Here is a 22200-nt window from a genome sequence, read left to right on the forward strand (position 1 = left end):
CATGCCGTCACTGGACGTGGGCAGGCTGGAGTTAACAGGCTTGACTATTCTTGCGACGGAATCGGCAAGCAGGCAGTCCAAGGGCGAACCACCACTGGCCGGGGAGGATGTCCGTGTACATCACGAGAGTCGCCGAGTATCCGAGGGCAGATCATGTCCTGTTCCACTTCAGCGATACGCATCTGATCGATGGCGGGGACCTGTACGGCGATGTGGACGCCGAGGCCCGCCTACGCGAGCTACTCGGGCAGGCCGAGGCCAGCCGCATCACCCCGACCGCCATCGTCTTCACCGGCGATCTCACCGACAAGGGCGAACCGGGCGCGTACCGCAGGCTGCGCGATCTGGTGGAGCCGTTCGCGCAGCGCATCGGCGCACCCCTGGTGTGGGTGGCCGGCAATCACGACAATCGCGCCGCACTACGCGAAAACCTGCTGGGCGAAACGGGTTCCGCGAAACCCTTCGACCGCGTGCACATGTTCGACGGGCTGCGGATCATCGCCCTGGACACGACCGTGCCGGGCCACCACTACGGCGAGATCAGCCCCGCCCAGCTGGCGTGGCTACGCAAGGTGCTCGCCGAGCCCGCGCCCTTCGGCACCATTCTGGCCATGCACCACCCGCCCATACCCTGTGTCCTCGACCTGGCGGTGACGGTGGAGCTACGCGATCAGCGGCCCCTCGCCGACGTCCTGGACGGCACCGATGTGCGCGCCATTCTGGCCGGGCACCTGCACTTCTCGACCAGCGCCACCTTCGCCGGAATTCCGGTGTCGGTGGCCTCGGCCACCTGCTACAGCCAGGATCTGGCCGTCGAGACCGGCGGCCTGCGCGGCCGGGACGGGTCGCAGGCGTTCAACTACGTGCACGTCTACCCGGACACCGTGGTGCATTCGGTGGTGCCGATCGGCGCCGGGCCGACGGTCGGCGAACCCGCCGATCCGCGGCAGGCGGCGAAGCGGCTCGCCGATGCCGGCATCGTCATACCACCCGCGGCGGGCATCCCTCATGTCCTACGCCGCCGCGCCGCCACCCCCGAGTCCGACGGGGAAACGGTTAGCTGAGGTCATCCTGCACCGGCTCGGCATTCGATTCGGGTCGCGCGGGATACGCAGGCCGGGCGCGGCGCGGCGGCTACCCCGAGATCACGAGCCTCCGACGGGGCTCGCCGCATGACACCCTCCCGGACCGCGGTTAGGGTAGGCTAACCAGGGTTGAATCGACAGGAGGTCGCATGCGAGTTGTGGTGTTGTTCGGAACCGAAATGGGCACCGCGGAATTGGCGGCGGACGCCATTGCCGATGTGCTGATGAAGACCCATGACGTCGCGGTCTACGACATGTCCGACTACGACGTGGACGATCTCGATATTCGCGACTTCCACGTACTCGTCTGCTCCACTTACGGTTCCGGCGATCTGCCGACCGGCGCGGAGCCGTTCTTCGAACAGCTCGACGACCGGCTGCCCGATCTCACCGGACTGCACTTCGCGGTCTATGGACTCGGCGACTCCGTCTACCAGGACACCTTCAACCGCGGCGGCGAGATCTGCGCGGAGAAGTTCAGCGCGCTGGGCGCGGTCCAGGTCGGCGAGCACGCGCGCCACGATGCCTCGGCCTCGTTCCGGCCACAGCAGGATGCGCGGGAGTGGGCCGAGCGACTGCCCGTGCCCGCCCCCGCCTGATCCGGGATTCGTTCAGGCAGCGCCCGATTCGAAGGCCGCCATCGTCCCCGCGATGGCGTCCGGCTTCTCCCAGGGCGCGGGCTCCGGGAAATAACCGTCCAGGAATTCCGACACCGCCCGCACCCGCTCCACCTCCGGCACCTCCGGGAAACTGCCGTCGTTGAGGCAGAAGAAATCCACATTGCGCCGCTTGGCCAGCCCGTCGAGCAGGGCGAGGCCGGTGTACAGGGTGGTGTCCACATAGCGCATCTTGGCCGCCTCCTGCGGGACGGCCCGGCCGGTGAGCAGCGCGTAGTAGTGGTAGAGCGAATTGGTCACCGAGATATCGGTGGCCGCCCGGAACCGGCTGGCGCGGGTGCGCGCGAAGTCCTCCGCGAAGACCTGCTCCATCTCGTGCAAGACGCTGCGGCGCAACGGCACCGGCGTGTGCTCGAGATGCCGGGTGGTGATGTGGCCGAAGCGCCGCTGCAACAGCGCGCGGTTCACCCGGGCCGCGTTCTCGAAACCGCTGCGGCGCTCATTGTTGCGGCCCGGCCCGATGCGCGTGCCCGCCTCGATGTAGCGGCTGATGCCGGCGGGGGTGAAGAACATGGACGGGCGCACCGGGCGCGCGAAGAACATGTCGTCATTGGAGTACAGGAAGTGCTCCGACAGCCCGTCGATGTGCTGCAACTGGCATTCCACCGCATGGGAATTGAAGATCGGCAGCCCGCTCACGTCCGGGAAGTGGTCGATGGCGCGCACGATCGTCACCTTGGGATCGGCTGCGAGCCAATCGGGTACGCGCGAATCGGTGGCGATGAAGATGCGGCGGATCCACGGCGCGTTCTTGTACACCGAGCGCAGCGCATAGCGCAGTTCGTCGATCTGGCGGATGCGGGCGTCCGCGTCGTCGCCCTCGCCGACCACCACCTGCGCCAGCATTCCCGCACGGCGAGCGCGGAATTCGGGATCGCTGCCGTCCACCCAGGAGAACACGATGTCGATATCGAAGCCGACATCGGTGGGATGCGGCGCGAACATGCCGTCCAGTGTGGGCCAGCTCGCGTCGTACAGCAGCACCGTCGCCGGCTCGACGTCGGCGAGGTCGAAGACATTGCGGGTCAGCGCATTGGGGCGCGGGCACTCCACGGTGTCGCCGTGGTAGTCCCACAGTTCGATATCGACGTGATGCGCCGCGTCCAGATCCCGGCCCAGCCGGAACACATTGTGCTGCTTCTCATTGCACGAGAAGCCCGCCACCACGGCCGCGCCGAGCACCCGCCGCAAGGCCGCCCGGTGCAGGCTGTCCACCGCCAGCACCAGCCGATGATCGGCATCCCGTACCAACAGGTACGGCACCTCCGCCTCCGCCAACTCACCGCGCAGATAGCGCAGATCCTCCAGCACCGCCGCCGACACCACCAGATTCGCCGCCGTCGAGCGCCCCACCATCTCCACCGGCGGCTGCCCCGAACCCATATCCACCATTACCGATCTCCGCTCTGTCGCGCTCTACACCTCACGTCTGCCCCCAGCGGTCGGCCCGGCCCCGCGAAACCCGTTGAGTCACCTCACTCGTTCAGCGGGCGCGTGGCCGCGCCGTGTTCTGATGCTGTTGCGTTCGTCGACGCCGCGATGGGCGGACGAGCTTCACCGGACGGTCATCGGCCGGTTACTCGCACGACCCCGTTCAGACGGGGGACTGTAACGAATGATGAGGCCGTTATCGCTTCTCGTCAATCCATTACCCCGCAGGTCTACCGGTGTTTTCACATCTGTAACCAAGGAAACGAGTGAGCCTCGCGAATCGGATGATCAACTTGGACGCCAGCGCACCACGGCGGCAACGGCATACACTTCATGGCAACACAGTCCAGCCCGCTGTGTGAACCCGATCGTGAGGTGACGCGGATGGTAGCCGAAGCGCGGGAGCGTCAGGAGCCCTCGACGGCTCAGAATGACCACCCCGAACTGGACACCCTGCCCGAATGGCCACTGGATACCATCGCCGTTCTGGTGACCACCGACCCAGCGCCCCATGCCATTCCGGTCTCCTGGCCGGTGCGCGCCGGAGACAGGAGGATTCTGCTCAGCCTGAAATCCGATCGCGGCTCACTGGCCCGGCTCCGGGAACGCCCCGAGGTCGCGCTGCTGATCCTCGGCGGCGGCAATGTGGCGCTGTGCGCGCGGGGAACCGCCCGTGTGATCGCCGACCCCATGCCGGGGGCCGCGGACTACACCGCGGTCGCCATCGAGGTCGAGGCCATCGACGATCACCGGCAGTCGGCGTTCGCGGTGGCCGGCGGCATCCGGCGCACCGTGCTCGACCCGAGTGAGCTGCGCTACCTGGAGGAACGGGTCGCGACGCTCAAAGCCATGGCGGCAGGCCGCAATTGAGCATCGAGCCCGGCCGGGACTGAGGTGTAAGACCCCGCTTTCTAAGGGAACTCCTACCCGCGGTACGGAATTGAACACGCACAATGCGCCTCCGTATCGACCATAATCGTGAAGGGATGCGGTGTACTTGCGCCGCGGGGAAGGAGAATTGTGAGCGTCAGCTTGGCCAAGGGCGGAAATGTTTCGCTGTCCAAACAGGCCCCGAACTTGACCAAGGTCGCGGTCGGCCTGGGGTGGGACGTACGCACGACCACGGGCGCGGACTACGACCTGGATGCCAGCGCGCTGGCCTGCGGGTCGAATCAGCGGGTGTTGTCGGATGCGCATTTCATCTTCTACAACAACCTGCGCTCGCCGGAGGGGACCATCGAGCACACCGGTGACAATCTCACCGGTGCGGGCGAGGGCGACGACGAGGTGATCAATGTCGATCTGGCGGGCATGCCGCCGACGATCACCAATATCTTCTTCCCGGTCTCCATCCACGACGCCGATATGCGCCGGCAGTCCTTCGGGCAGATCCGCAATGCCTACATTCGCGTGGTGGACGCGGTCACCGGCGCCGAGCTGGCCCGGTTCGACCTGACCGAGGACGCCTCCACCGAGACCGCCATGGTCTTCGGTGAGCTGTACCGGCACGGGGCGGAATGGAAGTTCCGGGCCATCGGGCAGGGGTATGCGTCGGGGTTGGCGGGCATTGCCCGCGATTACGGGGTCAACGTCTAGAGAGGGAGAGTCGCGGGCTCTGCGCCGCCGCGCCTGTGGAGCGGGAGCGGCGGATCAGAGCCCGCGGATCTTCGTGGCGATGCGGTCGGCGATGACGGCCGAGGTGCGGGCGTCGGCGTAGGAGCAGCTGGAGACCTCGATCACGGCATTGCCCTGGGTGCGGATGGTGTCCGAGCAGACCCAGGTGGTGCCGTCCGAGGAGACGGTCCAGTCCACCGAGATGGCGGACGGATCGGAATTGTGCGGCACCGCGGTCACCCGCAGCGTGCTGGGCTGTTCCTTGGCGTCCTTGGGGGTGGTCTTGACGTCGGTGTCCTTGCACTTCGACAGGACCTCGCGGTATTCGCCCACCAGATCCTCGGCGATCACGAAGTTCTTGAAGGTCGTGACGGTCTGGTAGATGGCGTGGTCGTACTCCTCGGAACCCTCCTGCAGCGAGCGCAGCCGGTAGCCGGTCCACTTGTCGCCGTAGGTGTCGGAGTTGCCGGTGTAGAGCATGGGACCGCAGTGGGAGGGCTGATAGGTGAAGTTCGGGGCGGTCGGCACGGTGTTCTCGAACTGCAGTTTCAGGCCGGTCGCGGCCACCACCTTGCCGAGTTCGTCCGGGGTGAGCATGACATCGGCGATCTTGTCGGGGGTCAGCCGCGGCATCTTGGCCACGATCGGATCCGGTGTGGCCGTACCGCTCACGACCTTTCCGCAGCCGGTCACCAAGAACAGCAGCGCCACAACCCCGGCGATCCCACGCCCCCGCATTGGTCCTCCTCTGAACCCGAAAACAGCTGAAGCATAGCGGGCCGCGGCGGGGGCTCGCCCGGCGTTAATCCAGTGGCCAATACTGCCGCCAATCCGTTGCCGAGAGCGCCCGGCGCTCCCCGCGAGCGGCCTCGGCGGCATCCTCGGCGGCGCGAATGGCGGCGGCGAAATCCAGGGTCGCCTTGCGCAGCCGCTCCTCCGCGCTGTCCGGACCGCCCAGTTCGACGAGCCGGAGCTGCCGCGGAATCAGCTCGTCCGGCAGACCGGCCCTGGTGCTGCGCGAGCGGATCTTCTCGGCCAGCGCCAGCGCGGGCTGGGCCATGGCAATGCCGTCCAGGCAGGAGCGGCGGGACTTCTCGCTGGTCTTGCGCTCCTCCCAGGCGCGTTCCTGGGCGGCGATCTTGGCCTCGATATCGGCCGCCGCGCCGAAGGCGTCGTCGAGCAGGTGCGGGCTGCGGTGGGTCAGCTTGGCGACCAGCGCGGCGGCCACTTCCGCGACCGTGAATTCGCCTGCGGCCTCGGCGATCCGGGAGTGGAACAGCACCTGCAGCAGCAGATCGCCGAGCTCCTCCTTGATGGTCTCGGCATCACCGGCCTGGATGGCGTCGAGGAGTTCATAGGTCTCCTCCAGCAGGTACGGCCGCAGCGAATCGTGGGTCTGGGTGACCTCCCAGCCGCCGAAATTCCACAGCCGGTCCATGACGTCGACGGCTTCGGCCAGGGCCTCGGCCATCAGCGCGGTCTCCGCGTCCGGTGCGCTCATCGAGCGGCCGAGACCTCGGTCGCGATGCGGACATCCACCGCGCCGGGGGCCTTCCCGTCCAGGGCGAGCAGCAGATCGGCGACGAATTGCAGCACCTGCACATCGCGCACGCGGGCCGCACCGACGCTGTCCTCCACCCGCGGCAGCGGCAGCTGCACGATGCCGGTGGCGGCGCGATAGGTGGCGTTCGGGTAGAGCCGCTTGAGCCGCAGCTGTTTCGAGTCCGGCAGTTGCAGGGGCGACACCTTGAGCGTGGTGCCGGTGACGCCGATCTCGACAATGCCGTACTCGCGAGCCAGCAGGCGCAGCTTGGCGACCGACACCAGCCGGCCGACCTCGACCGGGAGCGGGCCGTAGCGGTCCACCAGCTCCTCGACCACGGCGGCCAGGGCCGAATCGTCCTGGGCGGCGGCGAGTTTGCGGTAGGCCTCCAGGCGCAGCCGGTCGGAGGCGATGTAGTCGGGCGGGATGTGCGCGTCCACGGGCAGGTCGATGCGCACCTCCTTGACCTCTTCGTCGACGGTGATGGGGCGGCCGTCGGCGGCGGCGCGATAGGCCTCCACGGCCTCGCCGACCAGGCGCACGTACAGATCGAAGCCGACGCCCGCGACATGACCGGACTGCTCGGCGCCGAGCACATTGCCCGCGCCGCGAATCTCCAGGTCCTTCATGGCGACCGCCATGCCCGCGCCCAGGTCCGAGTTCTGCGAGATGGTGGCGAGCCGGTCGTAGGCGGTCTCGGTGAGCGGCTTCTCCGGCGGGTACAGGAAGTAGGCGTACCCGCGCTCGCGGCTGCGGCCGACGCGGCCACGCAGCTGGTGCAGCTGCGAAAGACCCAGGGCGTCGGCGCGTTCCACGATCAAGGTGTTGGCATTGGAGATGTCCAGGCCGGTTTCGATAATGGTGGTGCAGACCAGCACGTCGAATTCCCGCTCCCAGAAGCCCTGCACGGTCTTCTCGAGGGTGTCCTCGTTCATCTGCCCGTGCGCGATGGCGACCCGCGCCTCCGGCACCAGGTCACGAATCCGCTTGGCGGCCTTGTCGATCGAGGACACCCGATTGTGCACGTAGAACACCTGGCCGTCGCGCAGCAGCTCGCGGCGGATGGCGGCGGCCACCTGCTTGTCGTTGTAGGCGCCGACATAGGTGAGGACGGGATGGCGTTCCTCGGGCGGGGTCAGGATGGTCGACATCTCGCGAATGCCGGCCAGGCTCATCTCCAGGGTGCGCGGAATCGGGGTGGCGGACATGGTGAGCACGTCCACGTGGGTGCGCAGCGCCTTGATGTGCTCCTTGTGCTCGACGCCGAAGCGCTGCTCCTCGTCGATGATGACCAGGCCCAGGTCCTTCCAGCGCACGCCGGTCTGGATGAGCCGATGAGTGCCGACCACGATGTCCACCTCGCCGGCGGCCATGCCGTCGATGATCTCGCGGGATTCGGCGGGATCGGTGAAGCGGGACAGGCCCTTCACGGCGACCGGGAAGCCGGCCATGCGCTCGGTGAAGGTCTGCAGATGCTGTTGCGCCAGTAGCGTTGTCGGCACCAGCACGGCGACCTGCTTGCCGTCCTGCACCGCCTTGAAGGCCGCGCGCACCGCGATCTCGGTCTTGCCGTAGCCGACATCGCCGCAGACCACGCGGTCCATCGGGACCGCCTTCTCCATATCCGATTTCACCTCGGCAATGGCGGTGAGCTGGTCGATGGTCTCGGTGAACGCGAAGGCGTCCTCCATCTCCTGCTGCCACGGGGTGTCCGGGCCGAAGGCGTGACCGGGCGCGGCCTGGCGGGCGGCGTAGAGCTGCACGAGTTCGGTGGCGATCTCGCGAACCGCCTTGCGGGCCTTGCGTTTCGTATTCTGCCAGTCGGAGCCGCCGAGTTTGGACAGGCTCGGCATCTCGCCGCCGACATAGCGGGAGAGCTGGTCGAGGGAGTCCATCGGGACGAAGAGCCGGTCGCCCGGCTGGCCGCGCTTGCTGGGCGCGTACTCGATGACCAGATATTCCCGCCGCGCCCCGCCCACGGTGCGCTCGATCATCTCCACGAACCGGCCGATGCCGTGCTGATCGTGCACGACCATGTCACCGGCGCTCAAGGCGAGGGGATCGACCTGATTGCGCCGCCGCGCGGCCAGCTTCTTGCCCTCGGCGGGCGCGGTGACGCGATTGCCGGTGAGATCGGATTCGGCGATGACCACGAGCTTGGCGTCGTCGAAGACCACGCCGTCGTGCAGCGAACCGCACAGCACGCCGACCAGCCCGCGCACCGGTTCCGCACCCGGTTCCAGCGTCGCCGCGGGCACCTCGGCATCGGCGAGGCGTTCCAGAATGCGTTGCGCCGTACCGTGTCCCGCGACCACGATGACCGCGCGCCCGCCCGTCGAGACGTGGGCGCGCAGGGAAGCGAAGATCGTGGCGACCAGTTCCTCGGACCCGCGCGCGGACGGCGCGGACAGCACCGGCAGCGCGATCTCGTTCGGATCGTCGGCGGCAAGGGGGCTCAGCGTCCACCAGGGCAGGCCACGCCGTTCGGCGTCGGCGTGCACGACATCCAGCCCCCGATAGGACGAGGCGGCCAGATCGAGTCCGTGCGCCCCCAGCGGCGCGGCCCCGCCGAAGGAGGCCGCCGTCCACGACGCCTCCAGGAACTCCTGTCCGGTGCGCACCAGATCGGCGGCGCGCGTCCGGATCTTCTCCGGATCACACAGCAGCACATGCGTTTCCGCCGGCAGCGCATCGATGAGCAGATGTAGCTCACCCGGCTGCAGCACCGGCAGCAGCGCCTCCATGCCCTCCACGGGCACACCCTGGGAGATCTTCTCCAGCATCTCGACCAGGGCCGCGTCCGCCGGATTCTCGGCCGCCACCCGCGCGGCCCGCTCCCGCAACTCGGTGGTCAGCAACAACTCCCGGCACGGCTGCGCGACCGCCACCTCGATCGGCACATCGTGGATGGACCGCTGATCGGCGATCGAGAACGCCCGCAGCTCACTGACCTCATCGCCCCAGAACTCCACGCGCACCGGATGATCCGCGGTCGACGGGAACAGATCCAGAATCCCGCCCCGCACCGCGAACTCCCCGCGCTTGCCAACCATGTCGACGCGTTCGTAGGCGAATTCCACCAGCCGCGTGAGCAATTCATCGAAGTCGAACGTGGCGCCGGGCCGCAGGACGATGGGTTCGATATCACCGAGCCCGTGCGCCATCGGCTGCATGAGCGACCGCACGGTGGTGACGACCACCCGCAACGGCTCCGGATAAACCGGGTCCTCCGGGTGCGCGAGCCGCCGCATGACCTGCAACCGCTTGCCGACCGTGTCGGCGCCGGGGGACAAGCGCTCGTGCGGCAGCGTCTCCCACGACGGGAACAGCGCAACGGTGTTGCCGAGAATCTCGGACAGCTCCACGGTCAGGTCGTCAGCCTCGCGCCCCGTGGCCGTTACGACGACCAGTGGGCGCTGGTCGGCGATGGTCGCGGCCACGAACGGCCGCACCGCCGACGGTGCTACCAGCATTGCCGAATCCCGCCCGATCAGCCCCTCGACCTGCCGCAAAGCGGTATCGGCCCCCGCCACCGCGGCAAGCCCGGCCAGGGGTGGACGATGGGTCGACATGAGGCAGACTCCTCGGCGCAGATCAGCGGTTCAAGACGGCCAACCGAGTCTAGTAGCCCGGGGAGACAGCTTCGCTACTGCACGTAGCGGCGCAGGCGGCGGGCCGCGAATTCGCGGAAGTAGGCGACCTTCTCGTCCGGGACGATGGAGGGCAGCAGGAAGTACCAAGCCCGCTCCATGCGGGTCGCCATCTGGTCGATCGACTCCGTGCTGACCGCGACGATGTGAACGCCGGTGGTCATCTCCTGGAGTAATAGGCCGATCGTCTCCGGATCCAGATCAGCCTTCAGATCCCCCTGCGCGATGGCGCGCTCGGCGAGCAAACGGTGGGTCTCGCCCCAGGTTTTGGCGATGTTGTCGCCCTGGGCGCCGCGGTAGTCGCCGATCTGGTGGGTCAGCTTGAGCATCGCCCCGACCATGGGATCGTTCATGGTCAGATCGGCTACCACGTAGGTGATGCCGATGCAGGCCTCCAGCGCGGGCACGCGCGGATCGAAGAAGCCCTGGCAGGCGCCGACAAGTCGCTCGTTGCCCTGATCGACAACGGCCCTGGCGAGCTCTTCCTTGGACCCGAAATGAAAGTACAAGGCGCCCTTGGTCACATTCGATTGTGCGATGATCTCGGACAGGCTCGCATTCGCATAGCCCAGTCGCAGAAAGACATCGGCCGCGCCCGCGAGCACGGAATCGCGAGTGATCTCCGCACGCGCTTGCCTAGCCATCAGATCCGCCTGTCATCAAACCAGCCATCCTGAAGTAGACCGACATCCCGAAGTTGACCGACATCACAGTTCGAACAGCACTCGAAGGATGGGTGAACCGTACCACCCGGCTGCCGGATGCCAGCCGATTCGAGCATTCGACCCGTCCTCCTTCGCAATTCGCTGGTTAACTGTCCAGTTCCGCCGCCGCGCGACGAAAGTTTCAGACCGATTGGTTTCATACCCCTTTGCCGCTGGGCCATTCCGAGGCCAGCTTGGGGTCCGCCTCCAAATGCGTGAGCCCGTTCCAGCACAGATTCACCAGGTGCGCGGCCACCACTTCCTTGGACGGCGACCGCTCGTCCAGCCACCAGGTCGCGGCCGTGGCGACCATGCCTACCAGCGCTTGTGCGTACAGCACCGCAAGACTCGTATCGAAACCACGCCGTTCGAAATCCCCGGCGAGGATGTGCGCCACCTGATTCACGGCCTCATTGAGCAGAGAGGAGTAGGTGCCCTCCGCCGCCGACACCGGCTGATCGCGCATGAGGATGCGGAAGCCGTCGGTGCGCTCCTCCATATAGGTGAGCAACGCCAGCGCCACCTGTTCCAGGCGCACCCGCGAACGGTTCTGGGTGAGCGAGGCGCTGATCATCTCGAGCAGCGTGGACATCTCCCGATCCACCACGACCGCGTACAACCCCTCCTTGCCCCCGAAGTGTTCGTACACTACGGGTTTCGAGACCTGCGCCCGCTGCGCGATCTCCTCGATCGAGGTCGCGTCGTAGCCGCGCTCCGCGAACAGCGCCCGGCCGATCTCGATCAACTGCTGTCTGCGCTGCGTCCCGGTCATGCGCGGGCGCGACACCCGGTTCGCTTCACCCGAAGCCATCGCTCCCGCCTCCCACTAGGTCTCTGCCGATTCCGTACGCCCAATCCCGTACGCCCGTCCTACAACTCTTCCAGACCGGCCCGCCTCTCCGCGATTCTTGCCGACAGGTCGGGCGCGCCGGGACTTACGTCGCGGGCCGACGGTTGGCACCGTAGCCGGGTCGGCCCGTCCCCCTGGAGTTACCCGGACCGCGCGAGATCAGTTGTTACCTTGCGAAGCCACCGGCTGGTGCCCCTGGGACGCTTGGTGCAATCAAAAATCGCGAAATCATGGTCCCGTGTGCGAGTATCTAGGGCGCATGCCGTTGATAGAGAGCGGCGAACCGTACGGTCCGCCGGTGTCAATCCGCCGTAGTGTAATGGCAGCACCACTGATTTTGGTTCAGTTAGTCCAGGTTCGAGTCCTGGCGGCGGAGCTCGCGAGCAGGGTCACTATCGTTGGCCCCGCACATCGCTGACGCAGCACAACTGTGGCCCAGCACAATGAAGAACTCAGCACGATGACGCGCAGCCGAGGGAGATCCATGCCACAGCAGACCGCCGTCGTCGTTCTCGCCGCCGGAGCCGGAACTCGAATGCGGTCCAAGACCCCCAAGGTGTTGCACCCGCTGGCCGGCCGCAGCATGCTCGCGCACGCGCTGCATGCGGCGAACGAGATCGACCCGACGCACCTCATTACCGTCGTCGGACACGACCGCGAACAAGTAGGGGCCTCCGTGGGGGCGGTGGCCAAGGAGCTCGATCGCGAGATCGTGCTCGCGGTGCAGGAGGAACAGCGCGGCACCGGGCACGCCGTCCAGTGCGCGCTCACCGCGGTGCCCGCCGATTTCAGCGGGAACCTGCTCGTCACCTACGCGGATGTGCCGCTGCTGGACGGGCACACCCTCAACGCGCTGCTCGACGAGCACCGCAGCTACTCCGAAGGCTCCGCCGTCACGGTGCTGACCTTCGAACCCGAGGACCCCAACGGCTACGGCCGCATCGTCCGCGATGACAACGGCCGGGTGCTGGAAATCGTCGAGCACGCCGACGCCACTCCGGAGCAGGCCGCCATCACCGAGGTGAACTCCGGCGTCTACGTCTTCGACGCCGCCGTGCTGCGGGTCATGATCTCCCGCATCGACACCGCCAATGCCCGCCACGAGCTGTACCTCACCGATGTGCTGAAGCTGGCCCGCGAGGCCGGGCATCCGGTGCACGGCGCGCGACTGCTGGACTCGGCCAAGGTCACCGGCGTCAACGACCGCGTGCAGCTGGCCGACGCCGGGCGCACCCTCAATCGCTACATCGTCGAACGGCACATGCGCGCCGGCGTCACCATTGTCGATCCGGCCAGCACCTGGATCGACGGCAGCGTGGTGATCGGGCGCGACGCCATCATCCGCCCGGGCGTACAACTGTTGGGCGACACCGTGATCGGCGAGGACGCCGAGATCGGCCCCGACTCCACGCTCACCGATATGATGGTCGGTGCGGGGGCCAAGGTGATCCGCACCCACGGCGAGAAATCCAGCATCGGCCCCGGCGCCAATGTCGGCCCGTTCACCTACCTGCGGCCCGGCACCTCGGTCGGCGATGCCGGCAAGCTCGGCGCCTTCGTCGAGACCAAGAACGCCGCCATCGGCGCGCACTCCAAGGTCCCGCACCTCACCTATGTGGGTGATGCCACCATCGGCGAGCACAGCAACATCGGCGCTTCCAGCGTCTTCGTCAACTACGACGGGGTGAAGAAGCACCACACCGTCGTCGGTTCGCACGTGCGCACGGGCAGCGACACCATGTTCGTCGCACCTGTCACGGTGGGTGACGGCGCGTATACGGCGGCGGGTACTGTACTGCGCAGAAACGTTCCCCCGGGTGCTCTTGCGGTGTCGGGTGGGGCACAGCGCAATATTGAAGGCTGGGTGCAGCGCAATCGCCCCGGCACCGAGGCCGCAAAGGCAGCCGATATGGCCATCGCGGCCAATGAGATTACCGACGAGCAAAAGGATGGCGAACGTCAGTGACCGCGTTCTCTACCGAAAACCACAAGAACCTGATGCTGTTCTCGGGACGCGCTCATCCTGAGCTCGCCGAGGCGGTGGCCAAGGAACTCAACGTCCACGTCACCCCCCAGACCGCGCGCGATTTCGCGAACGGCGAGACCTTCGTCCGGTTCGAGGAATCGGTTCGCGGCTCCGACGCCTTCGTGCTGCAGAGCTTTCCGGCCCCGCTGAACCAGTGGGTCATGGAGCACCTGATCATGATCGACGCGCTCAAGCGCGGTTCGGCCAAGCGCATCACCTCGGTGCTGCCGTTCTATCCCTACGCCCGACAGGACAAGAAGCACCGCGGCCGCGAGCCCATCTCCGCTCGCCTCATCGCCGATCTGCTCAAGACCGCCGGCGTGGACCGCATCATCACCGTCGACCTGCACACCGATCAGATCCAGGGCTTCTTCGACGGCCCGGTCGATCACATGCACGCCCAGGTGCAGCTGGCCGAGCACATTCGGACCAACTACACCCTGGAGAACATCACCGTCGTCTCCCCCGACGCCGGTCGGGTGAAGGTCGCCGAGAAGTGGGCCAACAACCTCGGTGACGCGCCGCTGGCGTTCATCCACAAGACCCGTGATCCGCTGGTGCCCAACCAGGTTGTGGCCAATCGCGTGGTCGGCGAGGTCGAGGGCCGCACCTGCATCCTGATCGACGACATGATCGACACCGGCGGCACCATCGCCGGCGCGGTCAAGGTGCTCAAGGAGGCCGGCGCGGGCGATGTGGTCATCGCCGCCACGCACGGCATCCTCAGCGCCCCGGCCTCCGAGCGGCTGGCCGCCTGCGGGGCCAAGGAGGTCGTGGTCACCGACACGCTGCCGATCGACGAGGCCAAGAAGTTCCCCACGCTGACCGTGCTGTCGATCGCCCCGCTGCTGGCGCAGACCATCCGCGAGGTGTTCGAAAACGGTTCCGTGACCGGGCTTTTCAACGGGTCCGCCTAAACCCGGCTCGCGAGACTCCGAGGCCCCCTTCGCCACCGCGAAGGGGGCCTTTCGCGTGAGGTGCGCCCGTTTTGCGGAAATCGAGCGGCAATGGGTGCCCCTTCCGGATGGCAGCGGTAGCGTTGAACCTTGTAAACGGTGGTTTGCTCGAGGTGCGCTGACGCGCGGAGAGGCAGTGCCGTATGGACGACCGGCCCGGCGATAACGACGACCAGCTGATGGATCAGGTCTTCGACGCCGATGACGACGACGTCGAGGATCTCGACTACGACCTCGGCGATGACGATCAAGCCGACGAGATCCGCGAATACGAGCGCTATATCGCCGATCCACCCGAGGACCTGGTCATCCGGAATCGGGAGAACGACGACACCGGGCGGCTGGGCATCGAAGCCGAACTCGACCAGGAATGGACCCGCCGCCGTCAGCGTGACGAGTACAAGTCCGAGGACGATCGGCCCGCCGAGGTCGCGGCCATGGACATCGTGGACGAACCCGGCGACTGACACTGAGGAGGGCGTCATGAGCACCCCGCCGAACGAACCGCTATCCGGGTCCGAGGATCCGCTGAAGAAGAAGGCCGATACGCCCGCGACCGGAGAACCCGGGGTCGCGCACGACCCGGTGGAGACCGGCGCATCCGGCAGTGCGGCGAGCGCGCCCGCGCCCGAAGAGGCCGCACCGCCGCCCGGCAAGCCGTGGGATCCGAATGCTCATCACGCCCCCGGGGACTATCCGCCGCCGGAGCACTACGAACCGCGGGGACAGGAATCGCAGGCCGGATATCCGCCGCCCACGCCGCCGCCTGCCCAGTACTGGGACCCGAACGCCCAGCAGGCATCCGGCGGGCCGGAACAGTCCGGATATCCGTCGTATCCGCCGCCGGGGCAGCAGCCCTACGGCCAGCAGCCATATGGGCAGCAGCCTTACGGGCAGCCGTATGGGCAGCAGCAACCCTACGGTCAGCAGCCTTACGGGCAACAACCGTACGAGCCGCAGCCTTACGATCAGCAGCCCTATGGTCAACAGCAGTACGGTCAACAGCAGTACGGGCAGCAGTACCAGGCGTATCCGGCGCAGCCCTACGGTGCTCCGCCGCGGACCGGACCGCAGATCTTCTCCATCATCGGATTCGTGTGCGCGGGAATCTCGCTCATCTTCTGCCCGCTCGGCCTCGGCATCGCCGCCATCGTGCTGGGCATCGTCGGCAACAGCAAGGGCGAACCGCTCGGGAAGTGGGCCGCCATCGCCGGCGGCGTCTGCATGGTGCTGGGCTTGATCTTCGCCTTCGTGATCGTCGGTACCAACGGCCTCACTCCGGGTGACTATTAGTCATGCCCCGTTTCACCGGATTCCCGCTCGCGGGACTCGATTTCTACGAAGATCTCGAAGCCGACAACTCCAAGGCCTTCTGGTCCGGCAACAAGAAGGTCTGGGAGGAGTCGGTGCGCGACCCCATGCAGGCGCTGGTCGCGGACCTGGAGGCCGATTTCGGGACGGCCAAGATCTTCCGGCCGTATCGTGACGTCAGGTTTTCGAAGGACAAGTCGCCCTACAAGACTCATCAGGGCGCGGTCGTGCACACCGCCCAGTACACCGGCTGGTATGTGCAGATCGCCGCCGCCGGGCTGTTCGTGGGCGGCGGCATGTACACCGCCTCGCCCGCGCAGCTCGCGGCGCTGCGCACGGCCATCGACGACGATGTGCGCGGGGCGGAGTTGGAAGCGATACTGGCGCAACTGGTCTCGGCAGGATTCACGATCGGCGGCGACAAACTCAAGACCAAACCCAAGGGCTTTACCGTCGATCATCCGCGCATCGAGCTGCTGCGGCACCAATCCCTCACCGCCGGATACGAATTCGGCGCTCCCACCTGGCTGACCGAACCCGGGGCCGCAGAGGAGATCCGCAAGTCCTGGGAGGAGCTGCGGCCGCTGGTGGAATGGCTGGGCGCGGTCACCGCGCAGAAATAGCCTGGGCGGGACCGGGTTCAGTCGTCCGAGCCGGTGCGCTCCGCACGGCGGCCGGTGCGCTCCGCACGGCGCAGGCCGAGGACACTGAGTGCGATGATCCCGGCTCCGGCGAGGGCGATCAGCGCGATGATCCGCATGCGGTCGGCGCGGTTGCCCTCACACTGCTTCCGGAAATCGGGCTCGCTGCAGCTGAACGGATCGAAACAGATTGGCGGACCGGTCCATTCGTGGCGCGGGTGCAGCACCGTGCCGCAGTCCACATCGCCGACGGGGTGCGGGAGCGGCAGGAACAGCAGGGCGACCGCCCCCACGAGCAGGAGCAGGCCGCCCACCGCCCACAGGCGGGCGCGGCGCCAGCCGAGCAACGGCGGCAGGGCGATACAGAATGCGGCCACTCCGAGGCAGAGGCCTAAAATCTCCCACGGCTTCACTGCCCTCGATCGTAGACGCGGGCCCCACCGCCATTGCCGGATTCGACCGTTACGCTATCGGCGTTCGGCCAGGAACAGGGCGAACCGCTCGTCCGGATCGGCCCACACCCGCTCGGTCGCGAAACCCGCTGCGGCGAGCTCCTTCTCGAAGCCGTCCCGCCGGAACTTCGCCGAGATCTCGGTGCGCAGTTGCTCGCCCGCGGCGAACTCGACCGTCAGATCCAGTTCCGCGATGGTGACCCGCATGGATTCGGTTGCCTCCAACCGCATTTCGATCCACTCCTGCTCGGCGTCCCAGATCGCGACGTGCTCGAACTTCTCCGGGTCGAAGTCCGCGTCCAGGCGCTTGTTGAGCACGTGCAGCACATTGCGATTGAACTCCGCGGTCACGCCGGCCGCGTCGTCGTAGGCCGGCACCAGAATGGCCGGATCGATGACCAGGCCCGCGCCGAGCAGCAGCTGCTCCCCCGGCTCCAGCACCTCGTGGATGCCGGCCAGGAACGCGGCCCGTTCCGCCGGAACGAGATTGCCGATGGTGCCGCCCAGGAAGGCGATCATCCGCCGCCCGCCCCGGGGCAGATTGTCGAGGGTGGCGGTGAAGTCGCTGACCACGCCGTGCACGCCCAGCCGCGGGAACTCCGCCGCCACCTGATCGGCCGCCGCGCTCAGGGCCGCTACCGACACATCCTGCGGCACATAGGTTTTCAATGGCCCGCCGGAGGTCAGCGCCTCCAGCAGCAACCGGGTCTTGGCGGCGGATCCGGCGCCCAGCTCCACCAGCACCTCGGCCTGCGCCACCTGTGCGATCTCCCCCGCCACCCGCTCCAGCAGCGCCCGCTCGGTCCGCGTCGGGTAGTACTCCGGCAGTTCGGTGATCGCCTCGAACAGCTCGCTCCCCCGCGCATCGTAGAACCACTTCGGCGGCAGCCACTTGGGCGCGGCGGTCAACCCGTTGCGCACATCCTCCCGCAGCGCCGCCGTCAAATCCTCGTCGGTCAAATGAACTTCCAGCTCAGCCGAATTCATGAAGAAGCCTTCCCAGTCTCGATATCCAGCGGTTCCACCGACACCCACCCCGGCCGCACCCCCACCACCTGCCGGTCCCCAATGGCCCGCCACCGCGGATCCCCGTCATACGGTTCCGAGGCCACCACCGCGAACTCCTCGGTCACCAGCACCGACAACGAGTGATGCACGGTCGTGGCCCACAACGTTTCCCCATCCCCCAGCAACAAATTCAGCCGAGCCCGCGGCGACTGCTCCAGTACCGCCCCCACCACGGCCCGCAACGCGGCATCCGGTGCCATCCCCGGCACCCCGCCCTCCCGCTCACCACGTCCAACCGCGGCCTCGCGACCAGTGGGACCAGGCTCGGACCCCGAGTCATCGGCGGTGCTGGGTCGCGCCGAACCGCCCTGCGGCTGCGCAGGATCCACGCCGCGCACAGCGCCCGCAGCCGCCGATTCGGTGACACCCTTTTCCGGATCACCCACCGTCCAACTCCACGCCGTGGCGCCGCCCGGCCCGAAAACCAGAGACTGGCCGTGAATTCGAGCCTCACCCGCGCCGCGTCCGGCGTGGGTTGTGTCTTCTTGGCCGGTGGTTCCGACTTCCTCTCCGGCAGTCCAGCTCCATGAGGTGACCTGAGGTTGCGCGCCCGAGGTGGTGCTGACGCTCACGGCGGAGCCGAACGAGACCGTGGTGCTGAAGCCGGGCGCATCCGGCGGAGCGTCGCTCGCGCTGGATGACTGCGTGCCCTTCCGTCCGGGCTCGGATGTGCGCGGCGCAGAGCGCCTTCCACGCGGAAGCGGCTCGGTGTAACCGACCGCGGCCTCGTCCGAGCCTTCGAGCAGGCCGCGCAGGATCACCCAGAGCGCCGCCGAATCAGTCAGCGATTCCGACTCCAGCAGGGAAGGCGAATCGAACTGCACGGCAACGGCGGTCAGGGCGTGTCGCCAGTCCGGGATGGCGCCGTTGTGGCTGAAGGCCCAGCGGCCGTGGGTGAACGGCGCGCACGCGGCCCGCTCCACCGGCATGCCGACCGTTGCGGATCGGATGGCGGCCAGCACCGCGGTCGAACGCAGTTGCGGCAGTACCTCGTCCACCGCAGGGTCGGTCCAGATGGGCTCGGCATTGCGATAGCGGCTCACCAACGACGGGCCGTTCTGCGCCGCATCGATTTCGGAGCTCGGCGCATCGGCTGGATCCGGCGGCATACCGCCGTGCCACCCGACCCCGGGGCCGTGGTCGGGCGGGGCGGCGGGGGTCCACCAGGCGACGCCGAAGCCGTCGGCGTTGATGGTGCCGCCGCCGCGCATCTCCCTGGGAGCCCAGGATTGGGTGCGCAGGGAGTGCGGGCCGCGGGTGAGGAGTTCGCCGACGGAGGTGGGTGGGCCCAGGTAGCCGAGGTGGCGGCACATCAGAGTTCGTCCGATCGGAGGTCGCGGGCCAGGCGGAAGCCGGAGAAGATCTGGCGGCGGATGGGGTGGTCCCAGTTGCGGAAGGTGCCGCGGGCGGCGACCTGGTCGGCGCCGAAGGAGCCGCCGCGCAGGACGCGGTAGTCACCGCCGAAGAAGACCTCCGAGTACTCCCGGTAGGGGAACGCGCGGAAGCCCGGGTAGGCCTCGAATCCGGAGGCGGTCCATTCCCAGACGTCACCGATCAGCTGGTGCACGCCGTGCGGGGACGCGCCCGCCGGATAGGCGCCCGCGTCCGCCGGTTCCAGGTGGTGCTGGCCGAGATTCGCGGTGTGGGCATCGGGATCGGCATCGCCCCAGGGGTAGCGGCGGGAGCGGCCGGTGGCCGGATCGAAGCGGGCCGCCTTCTCCCATTCCGCCTCGGTGGGCAGTCGTTTGCCCGCCCAGGCGGCGTACGCCTCGGCCTCGAACCAGCAGACGTGCACCACCGGCTGCCGCGGGCGCAACGGCTGCATGGTGCCGAAAACCCGCCGCCACCAACGACCGCCGCCGTCCTGCTCCCAGAATTGCGGCGACACCAGCCCGGCTTCGACGCGGTGCGCCCAGCCCCGCTCGGACCACAGCTCCGGACGCTCGTAACCGCCGTCGGCCATGAACGCCAGGTACTGCTCATTGGTGACGGGCGCGGCGTCGATGGCGAAGCCGGGCACGTGCACCGGATGCGCGGGCCGCTCATTGTCCAGGGCCCACGGATCGCTATCGGTGCCCATGACGAATTCGCCTGCGGGAATGACGACTTCGCCGTGCACCGGCGCGGCCGGAACGGGCGGGGGCGGCGCGGCCAGCACCGCCTCCCCCGTGCGCAGCTGATGCGTGGCCAGCATGGTCTCGTCGTGCTGCTGTTCGTGCTGGGCGATCATGCCGAAGGCGAAGCCGCCCGACACCAGCTCGTCCCCGCGAAGCGGGCTGCGCTCCAGCACATCCCACACCTTCTCCCGCACCGTGCCCACATACTCGCGGGCCTGCACCGGATTCAGCAGCGGCAGGGCGGGCCGATCCGCCCGCGCATGCTTGAACGCGTCGTAGAGGTGGTCGATGTCCTCCCGCACCGGTTCCCGCCCGCCCACATCGCGAACCAACCACAGCTCCTCCTGGTTCCCGATATGCGCCAGATCCCACACCAGCGGGCTCATGATGCGCGAATGCTGCGCCACCAGCTCGGCCTCGTCGAGGCATTCGGTGAGCCCGGCGGTGCGCCGCCGCGCCCGCTCGAGGGTCTCCCCGATCCGCGCCCGCAGCCGCTCCGTCTCGGTGCGATCGGCCCCCGGCAAATGCTGAACAGTCATGACAGAACTCCGAATTCGAAAGAGGGAACAGGCAGCGCACATCGCCCGATGGCACCCGCCCCGCCACGGGAAGTGCCGATCGGGTGCCGGGAGCTCATCCCCGGCCCCCGGGCTCACCGTCGTCCGGCGGTGCGCTGCCACGGCGACATCGCTCCGCGGCCGCCGCCAATTCCGCTGCGGCATCCGGGGTTACTGCATGCGCGGCGGCCAGTTCGAGCAGCGCGACCGCCGCCGCGCGAATCTCCGGATCGGCCAGCCCGCGGCAGGCCGCCTCCGACCAGCGTCCGGCGGTCTCCGCCGCCAGCGCCGTCGCCTCGGCGACCACGGCGGGTGTGGACATGAGGGCGTCCACGGCGTGCACCGGAACGGTCCACGCCTCACCCGGCTGGGCATCGAGATAGCGGACCTCCAGATGCCCGGCGGCGCGAACCGGCGGGAAGACCGTGGTCAGGTGATAGTCGAGATCGGTGTGATCGGGCCGGCGGGGAATCTCGTCGTCGAGCGCACCGCACAGCCAGTCGGCGAAGGTCGCACCGGGCGGGGCCGTCCAATCCGCACCGTCGCCGCGCACACACAGCAGCGGTACCTCCAGCGCCCACCGGGCGTACCCGGTGATCGGATCGGACCAGTCGTGCACGGGCGGCCGGGTCCGCAGGTGATCGAGCCGCAGCCAGGTGCGCATGCGCTGGGAGGCCCAGGCGCCGGGCGGGGCGCCGTGCAGCCCCGGCGAACAGGCGAAGGCCGCCAGCAGCGCGGGACCGATGGCGTACAGGGCGGTCCAGCGGGCCGCGATCTCCGCGGCGTCCGCCCCGGCGTCCACGCTCACCTGGGTGGCGGCGGTATTGCACATCATGAGCGTGCCGAACGGCCCGATCCCGGCGAAGGACCGTTCCATGGCGGAGTAGCGCGGCAGTTGGAGCAGGCGCTGAGCCGGCCGCGAGACATCGGCGGCGGCGGAAAAGGTTCGGATGGCGCGGGATTCGAGGAGTTCCCGCAGGCGAATCGCGTCGGTGCGCAGATTCTCACAGAGTTCGGCGGCTGCGCCGAACGGGGCAGAGGACAATTCGATCTGCCCGCCGGGTTCGATGGTGACCCGGCTGCCTCCCGGCAGCGCGACCGCCGGGGAATCGGGGGATATCGACCGTGGTGCGTAGGGCCCCAGTGCGCTCGCCAACTCGGTCAGGTCGGGGCGCGGGGCGGACACCGAACGCTCTCCTTGCGCGGTGAGCCACTCGAGTTCGGCGCCGATCAGTTGCGGCGGACCTTGCTTGAAACAGACTTTTCCGACGTATGCCTCGGCCGCGGCGCGGGACGAGAACTCACCGGTCGGGGCCTTCGCGACGTGGCCATTGCGCTCACCGGCGCGGTGCGCATCGGGTGCGGCAACTCGCGGCAACTCGGTGGGGGACGCCGTGACAGCCATGCCAACCTCCCTCTCCTGGATATCGGCCGCCGCAGACACGAGGCCGACCAAACCAGGGTAGCCATACCCACCGACACGAAATCTGACGAAATGGAGAACACACCAACACGTAT

The 22200-nt window shown here is 67.9% G+C and carries 19 protein-coding genes, 1 tRNA gene and 1 pseudogene; 10 read left to right on the forward strand and 11 right to left on the reverse strand.

Going from position 1 to position 22200, the window contains the following annotated elements; translation table 11 throughout:
- Positions 1 to 113: 113 nt before the first annotated feature.
- Together ACFVIV_RS29145 and ACFVIV_RS29150 are read left to right on the forward strand one after the other, a co-directional pair.
- Complete coding sequence (locus ACFVIV_RS29145; RefSeq protein ID WP_379201734.1) at positions 114 to 1064, forward strand: phosphodiesterase; 951 nt, start codon at positions 114 to 116, stop codon at positions 1062 to 1064.
- A gap of 170 nt (positions 1065 to 1234) precedes the next feature.
- On the forward strand, positions 1235 to 1684 hold the full coding sequence (locus ACFVIV_RS29150) for a flavodoxin domain-containing protein (protein ID WP_379201736.1): 450 nt from the start codon (positions 1235 to 1237) through the stop codon (positions 1682 to 1684).
- A 12-nt stretch (positions 1685 to 1696) separates the two neighbouring features.
- On the opposite strand, the gene ACFVIV_RS29155 is transcribed toward ACFVIV_RS29150, so the two are convergent.
- On the reverse strand, positions 1697 to 3154 hold the full coding sequence (locus tag ACFVIV_RS29155) for a stealth family protein (RefSeq protein WP_379201738.1): 1458 nt from the start codon (positions 3152 to 3154) through the stop codon (positions 1697 to 1699).
- Between the two features lie 423 nt (positions 3155 to 3577).
- Between ACFVIV_RS29155 and ACFVIV_RS29160 the strand changes: the two genes are divergently transcribed.
- On the forward strand, positions 3578 to 4063 hold the full coding sequence (locus tag ACFVIV_RS29160) for a hypothetical protein (RefSeq protein ID WP_379201740.1): 486 nt from the start codon (positions 3578 to 3580) through the stop codon (positions 4061 to 4063).
- A 150-nt stretch (positions 4064 to 4213) separates the two neighbouring features.
- Entirely contained in the window at positions 4214 to 4789 is a 576-nt protein-coding gene (locus tag ACFVIV_RS29165; protein WP_379201742.1) for a TerD family protein, read from the forward strand.
- Positions 4790 to 4843: 54 nt separating this feature from the next.
- On the opposite strand, the gene ACFVIV_RS29170 is transcribed toward ACFVIV_RS29165, so the two are convergent.
- The 5 genes from ACFVIV_RS29170 to ACFVIV_RS29190 all read right to left on the reverse strand — a co-directional run bounded on the left by ACFVIV_RS29170 (position 4844) and on the right by ACFVIV_RS29190 (position 11476).
- Positions 4844 to 5545 (reverse strand): sensor domain-containing protein, encoded by a 702-nt coding sequence (locus ACFVIV_RS29170; RefSeq protein ID WP_379201744.1) that lies wholly within the window; start codon positions 5543 to 5545, stop codon positions 4844 to 4846.
- A 64-nt stretch (positions 5546 to 5609) separates the two neighbouring features.
- Positions 5610 to 6308 carry a MazG family protein gene (locus tag ACFVIV_RS29175; protein ID WP_379201746.1) on the reverse strand — a complete coding sequence of 233 codons (699 nt, stop codon included), beginning with the start codon at positions 6306 to 6308 and terminating at the stop codon, positions 5610 to 5612.
- The gene (gene mfd / locus ACFVIV_RS29180) at positions 6305 to 9922 is read right to left on the reverse strand and encodes a transcription-repair coupling factor (RefSeq protein WP_379201748.1); all 3618 of its coding nucleotides are present in this window, start codon (positions 9920 to 9922) and stop codon (positions 6305 to 6307) included. Before mfd ends, ACFVIV_RS29175 begins: the two co-directional genes overlap by 4 nt.
- A 74-nt stretch (positions 9923 to 9996) precedes the next feature.
- Positions 9997 to 10644: a TetR family transcriptional regulator gene (locus ACFVIV_RS29185; protein WP_379201750.1), complete on the reverse strand. Its 648-nt coding sequence runs from the start codon at positions 10642 to 10644 to the stop codon at positions 9997 to 9999.
- Positions 10645 to 10861: 217 nt separating this feature from the next.
- Complete coding sequence (locus tag ACFVIV_RS29190) at positions 10862 to 11476, reverse strand: TetR/AcrR family transcriptional regulator (RefSeq protein ID WP_379201789.1); 615 nt, start codon at positions 11474 to 11476, stop codon at positions 10862 to 10864.
- A gap of 383 nt (positions 11477 to 11859) precedes the next feature.
- On the opposite strand from ACFVIV_RS29190, the gene ACFVIV_RS29195 reads away from it, so the two are divergent.
- From ACFVIV_RS29195 to ACFVIV_RS29220, 6 genes are all read left to right on the forward strand, one after another.
- Positions 11860 to 11930 (forward strand) — tRNA-Gln (locus ACFVIV_RS29195).
- Positions 11931 to 12038: 108 nt separating this feature from the next.
- The gene (gene glmU / locus ACFVIV_RS29200) at positions 12039 to 13520 is read left to right on the forward strand and encodes a bifunctional UDP-N-acetylglucosamine diphosphorylase/glucosamine-1-phosphate N-acetyltransferase GlmU (protein ID WP_379201752.1); all 1482 of its coding nucleotides are present in this window, start codon (positions 12039 to 12041) and stop codon (positions 13518 to 13520) included.
- Entirely contained in the window at positions 13517 to 14497 is a 981-nt protein-coding gene (locus ACFVIV_RS29205; RefSeq protein WP_379201754.1) for a ribose-phosphate diphosphokinase, read from the forward strand. Before glmU ends, ACFVIV_RS29205 begins: the two co-directional genes overlap by 4 nt.
- Positions 14498 to 14679: 182 nt before the next feature.
- Complete coding sequence (locus ACFVIV_RS29210; RefSeq protein ID WP_379201756.1) at positions 14680 to 15003, forward strand: hypothetical protein; 324 nt, start codon at positions 14680 to 14682, stop codon at positions 15001 to 15003.
- Positions 15004 to 15019: 16 nt separating this feature from the next.
- A complete protein-coding gene (locus tag ACFVIV_RS29215) occupies positions 15020 to 15829 on the forward strand; it encodes a hypothetical protein (RefSeq protein WP_379201757.1) in 810 nt (269 codons plus the stop codon).
- Positions 15830 to 15831: 2 nt separating this feature from the next.
- On the forward strand, positions 15832 to 16470 hold the full coding sequence (locus ACFVIV_RS29220; protein WP_379201759.1) for a DUF2461 domain-containing protein: 639 nt from the start codon (positions 15832 to 15834) through the stop codon (positions 16468 to 16470).
- Between the two features lie 17 nt (positions 16471 to 16487).
- Here the strand turns inward: ACFVIV_RS29220 and ACFVIV_RS29225 are convergent, their stop codons facing one another.
- From ACFVIV_RS29225 to egtA, 5 genes and pseudogenes are all read right to left on the reverse strand, one after another.
- Positions 16488 to 16901, reverse strand: coding sequence for a hypothetical protein (locus ACFVIV_RS29225; RefSeq protein ID WP_379201761.1), 414 nt, complete (start codon positions 16899 to 16901; stop codon positions 16488 to 16490).
- Positions 16902 to 16955: 54 nt separating this feature from the next.
- On the reverse strand, positions 16956 to 17927 hold the full coding sequence (gene egtD / locus ACFVIV_RS29230; RefSeq protein ID WP_379201763.1) for an L-histidine N(alpha)-methyltransferase: 972 nt from the start codon (positions 17925 to 17927) through the stop codon (positions 16956 to 16958).
- A 937-nt stretch (positions 17928 to 18864) separates the two neighbouring features.
- A pseudogene (locus ACFVIV_RS29235) lies at positions 18865 to 19321 on the reverse strand (hypothetical protein); the annotation flags it as partial.
- Entirely contained in the window at positions 19321 to 20664 is a 1344-nt protein-coding gene (gene egtB, locus ACFVIV_RS29240; RefSeq protein ID WP_379201764.1) for an ergothioneine biosynthesis protein EgtB, read from the reverse strand. The pseudogene ACFVIV_RS29235 and the gene egtB, both read right to left, overlap by 1 nt.
- A 94-nt stretch (positions 20665 to 20758) precedes the next feature.
- Entirely contained in the window at positions 20759 to 22087 is a 1329-nt protein-coding gene (gene egtA, locus ACFVIV_RS29245; RefSeq protein ID WP_379201766.1) for an ergothioneine biosynthesis glutamate--cysteine ligase EgtA, read from the reverse strand.
- Between the last annotated feature and the right edge of the window lie 113 nt (positions 22088 to 22200).

It is taken from the genome of Nocardia sp. NPDC127526 (assembly GCF_042672265.1).
GTDB lineage: Bacteria > Actinomycetota > Actinomycetes > Mycobacteriales > Mycobacteriaceae > Nocardia.